The sequence below is a fragment of the Actinomycetota bacterium genome (genome assembly GCA_005774595.1).
Lineage (GTDB): Bacteria > Actinomycetota > Coriobacteriia > Anaerosomatales > D1FN1-002 > D1FN1-002.
In genome coordinates this window covers 1-3539 of the sequence record VAUM01000204.1, presented here as the reverse complement: position 1 = coordinate 3539, position 3539 = coordinate 1, and the positions used below count along the sequence as shown (strand labels likewise).

Annotated in this window: 5 protein-coding genes; 2 read left to right on the top strand and 3 right to left on the bottom strand. The window is 71.5% G+C overall.

Annotated elements, in window-relative coordinates; all coding sequences use genetic code 11:
* Nucleotides 1–1063 precede the first annotated feature (1063 nt).
* From FDZ70_07900 to FDZ70_07890, 3 genes are all read right to left on the bottom strand, one after another.
* Complete coding sequence (locus FDZ70_07900; GenBank protein ID TLM73178.1) at nucleotides 1064–1345, bottom strand: peptidylprolyl isomerase; 282 nt, start codon at nucleotides 1343–1345, stop codon at nucleotides 1064–1066.
* Between the two features lie 91 nt (nucleotides 1346–1436).
* Nucleotides 1437–1856 (bottom strand): hypothetical protein, encoded by a 420-nt coding sequence (locus FDZ70_07895; protein TLM73176.1) that lies wholly within the window; start codon nucleotides 1854–1856, stop codon nucleotides 1437–1439.
* Nucleotides 1853–2359, bottom strand: a complete 507-nt coding sequence (locus tag FDZ70_07890) for a hypothetical protein (protein TLM73175.1) — start codon at nucleotides 2357–2359, stop codon at nucleotides 1853–1855. Before FDZ70_07890 ends, FDZ70_07895 begins: the two co-directional genes overlap by 4 nt.
* Here FDZ70_07890 and FDZ70_07885 point away from each other — a divergent pair.
* The gene (locus tag FDZ70_07885; GenBank protein ID TLM73174.1) at nucleotides 2331–3092 is read left to right on the top strand and encodes a helix-turn-helix domain-containing protein; all 762 of its coding nucleotides are present in this window, start codon (nucleotides 2331–2333) and stop codon (nucleotides 3090–3092) included. The genes FDZ70_07890 and FDZ70_07885 overlap by 29 nt on opposite strands.
* Before the next feature lie 75 nt (nucleotides 3093–3167).
* On the top strand, nucleotides 3168–3539 hold a 372-nt coding region (locus FDZ70_07880; protein ID TLM73177.1), incomplete at its 3' end, for a PaaI family thioesterase.

Here is a 3539-nt window from a genome sequence, read left to right as displayed (position 1 = left end):
GGTCCCCGCCGAGACGCTCGACTGGCTGCTCGCGCCCGACAACCCCGCGGTGGCGGTGCTCACGCGCCGCCACCTGCTCGGTGAGGCGGACTCGCCCGAGACCTCGGCTCTATGGGCGCGGCGCAACGAGTACCCACCCGTCGCCGCGATCCTCGACGCGATGCGCGAGAACGGGTCGTGGGACACGCCGGCACAGGACTACCGCAAGTACACGGGCTCGCTGTGGCAGGTCCACTTGCTCGGCGAGATGCACGCCGACGGCGCTGACGAGCGTGTCCGACACGGCGCCGAGTACGCCTTCTCACGACAGATGCCCGACGGCTCGTGGAGCGCCGGCAACATGCAGGCCGCGGCCTCGATCCCGTGCCTCACCGCAAACGTCGGCAGAGCGCTCGCGCGGCTCGTCGCCCCCGATGACGAGCGCGTGGTCGCGGCGCTGCGCTACTGCGTGGACCTGTTCACGAGACTCGGCATCGTCGACTGCCGCGATGGGCGCGAGTACCAGCTCAACGGCTACTGCCACATGCTGACGCCGAAGTTGCTGCTCTTCCTCGCCGAGGTCCCCGAGCGCGCGTGGCCCGACGGCGCGGCGGCCCTGGGCGACGAGTGCGTCGCGAAGCTGCGCGACAAGTCCGTATACCGCTGCCTGCCGGTCGAGTCCCGCGAGTTCACCGACGCGGTGTGGTCGGCGCCCGCCGGCGAGCGGCGCGGCATGCGCGAACGCTTCCTGGTCGAGCACCCGGTGCTGCACTACAAGGAGAAACCCGGCTGGATGCGCTTCGGCTTCCCGCTGTCGTACAACTCGGACGCGCTCGAGGCCCTGACCTCGCTCGCGGCCGTGGGCGAGCCACCGCGCGAAGAATACGCCGACGCGGTCACGCTCGTGCGCGGGTCGGCGGACACGGCGATGCGCTGGACGATGCGCAACTCGCACAACGGCAAGATGCACGGCGACGTCGAGGCCAAGGGCGAGCCGAGCAAGTGGCTCACGCTGTCCGCGCTGCGCGTGCTGGAGTGGGCCGGGGCGTAGCAGCCGGGCGCCGCGCGGCCGGACACGGGCGCGTCAGTCGCGGCGGTCGGTGACCTCGATGATGTGGTAGCCGAAGCGGGTCTGCACCGGGCCGTGCACCACGCCGACCTCGTCGTTGAAGCAGACGTCGTTGAACTCGGCCACCATCTGCCCCGGCATGAACTCGCCGAGGTCGCCTCCCTGCATACGGGACGGGCACTGTGAGTGCTGCCGCGCCGTCTCGGCGAAGTCGGCGCCATCGGCGATCTGCTGCTTCAGGTCGAGCGCCTCGGCCTCGGTGGCGACGAGGATGTGGCGTGCGCGCGCTACGGGCATGTCGGGCTCCTTGCGGTCGATGATGCCGTCGTGCGAGCGAGTATGACCGATGCGGTCGCCGAGCGGCACCCGCACCTGCCCCGGCCCTCGGTCAGCCGCCCGCGTCGGCGGCCTCCCACAGCTCGCAGACCCACTCGCCGCAGATCGGCGCGCGGTACTCCCGCGGCAGCAGGCAGCCGGTGTCCGGGTGGCAGAACTGGCACTTCCGCGTGTCGACCCACGCCGGCAGCGCGGCGCGGTACGCCGCGCCCTCGGTGGTGGGGGCGTGGCTGAGGCGCGGATCGTGGAGCGGAGCCACGCCCGCCGCGCCGGGCGTCATCACATCGTCGGGGCCGAGGCGCAGCGCCCCGCTCGCGACGAACCGCCGCGTCCACTCGTCGATCTGGGCTGGCAGCCACCCGTCGCCGATGTAGGCGCCGTCCTCGTCGTGTGCGAGGTAGATCGCGCAACACAGCCCGCCGCACGCCGAGCACAGCTCGCGATTGTCGCGGTCGTTCGGGTGGGCGGTCACTGCTCCAGGATGCCCTGGATGACCGTCTGCCCGCGGCCGGCCATCTGCTCGTTGGTGGACTGCGTCTTCGGGTCGGAGTCCACAACCACGTAGGTGCCCGGCTCGAGGACGACATCGGGTTCGACCGCCCAGTAGGCGTTCGCCACGCCGCCTTGGCCCGGCTCGCCCTTCGCGTCCCAGGTCCCGACGACCGTGCCGTCCGCCTTCTTCAGGCCGATCGTCCCGGGCGCCACGCCCGCGCCGTTGTTCCAGTGGTAGGTCTGGATGTAGGTGATCCGGGTCGCCGCGTCGAGCGTGAACTCGACCTGCTCGGTCGGGCCGTTGCGGACGGCGCCGTCGTTGGTGTTCTTGAACACCTCGACCTTCGCGCTGGACTCCACGACCCCGCCGTCGCTCGTCTCGACCGGCGGCGCCTTCTCCTCGGGCAGGTCGCCGTCCGGCTTGGGCGTGAACGCCTCCGTGAGCGCGCACCCCATGACGAGCAGCGCGAGGACGCCAGCCACCGCCGCCATCGCAACCCGCTTCCGCGAGACCGTCATCGCCTCTCCTCCCCGCCGACGCACGTCCGTGCGCTCGGATCCTCGCGGCGATTCTATCACCCGTCATCGCACGGCCAGCGCTGGCCTCACCCCCTCGGTGTTGTTGTTCACTACTCTTTCGTTGTATCCTCGACCTATGACACGACCGCTCGACATCGGTGCCGACCTGGTGCGCGCGCGACGCGCCGCCGGATTGTCGCAGCGCGAGCTGGGCGAGCGCCTCGGCGTGCGCCAGCAGCAGGTCGCCCGCTGGGAGCGCTCCGCGTACGCCAACGCCGACCTCGCACGCGTGGACGCGGTCGCGCACGCACTGGGCGTCGATGCTACCGCCGGGCTCCCGGTCGCGGCCGAGGCTCCCGCCGTGTACGGCGCGCCGACCGCCGCGGGCGCCGCCCCGGTACGCGACCTCGGCGAGATCGCGGCGCGCATTCGCGCCAACGGCGACGTCTTCCGCGACCGCTATCGCATCGACCGCATCGGTGTGTTCGGATCGTTCGCGTGCGGCGAGCAGACGCCCGACAGCGACGTCGACCTGCTCGTCGAGACGACCGACCCGGGCGGCTTCCGCTTCGTCGAGGCGGCGGACTTCGCCGAAGAGGTGCTGGGGCGCGAGGTGGACTTCGTGCGGCCCCATCTCCTGAAGGAGCGGCTGCGCACGCGAGCACTGCAGGAGGCTGTGTATGTCTGGGAATCGTGACGACTCGGCCGACGCCCGACCCTCGGAAGGACCGTCATGACCCGCCGCGTGCTCGGCTCCCAGAACGTCAGCCGGATGTGCTTCGTGTGCGGCGTCGAGAACGCCTTCGGCATGCATGCGCGCTTCCTCGACGTCGAGGGCGGCGAGGTCGTGTGCCTCTTCACGCCGTCCGAGCAGCACCAGGGCTACCCGGGGCGGCTGCACGGCGGGCTCGCGGCCGCCGTCATCGACGAGACCATCGGCCGCGCGATCAGCCTCGACGAGCCGGACACGTGGTACGTGACGATCGAGCTCACCACCCGCTACCGCAAGCCGGTCCCGCTCGGCGAGCAGCTACGGGCGGTCGGCCGGATCACGTCGGAGTCGGCGCGCGCGTTCGAAGCGTCGGGCGAGATCCTGCTCGCCGACGGGACCGTCGCGGTGGAGGCGACCGGCCGCTACCTGAAG

Coding starts and splice junctions, on each gene's coding strand:
- FDZ70_07900 (TLM73178.1), bottom strand. CDS start 1,345: ATGCCCGTAGCGCGCGCACGCCACATCCTCGTCGCCACCGAGGCCGAG.
- FDZ70_07885 (TLM73174.1), top strand. CDS start 2,331: ATGACGAGCAGCGCGAGGACGCCAGCCACCGCCGCCATCGCAACCCGC.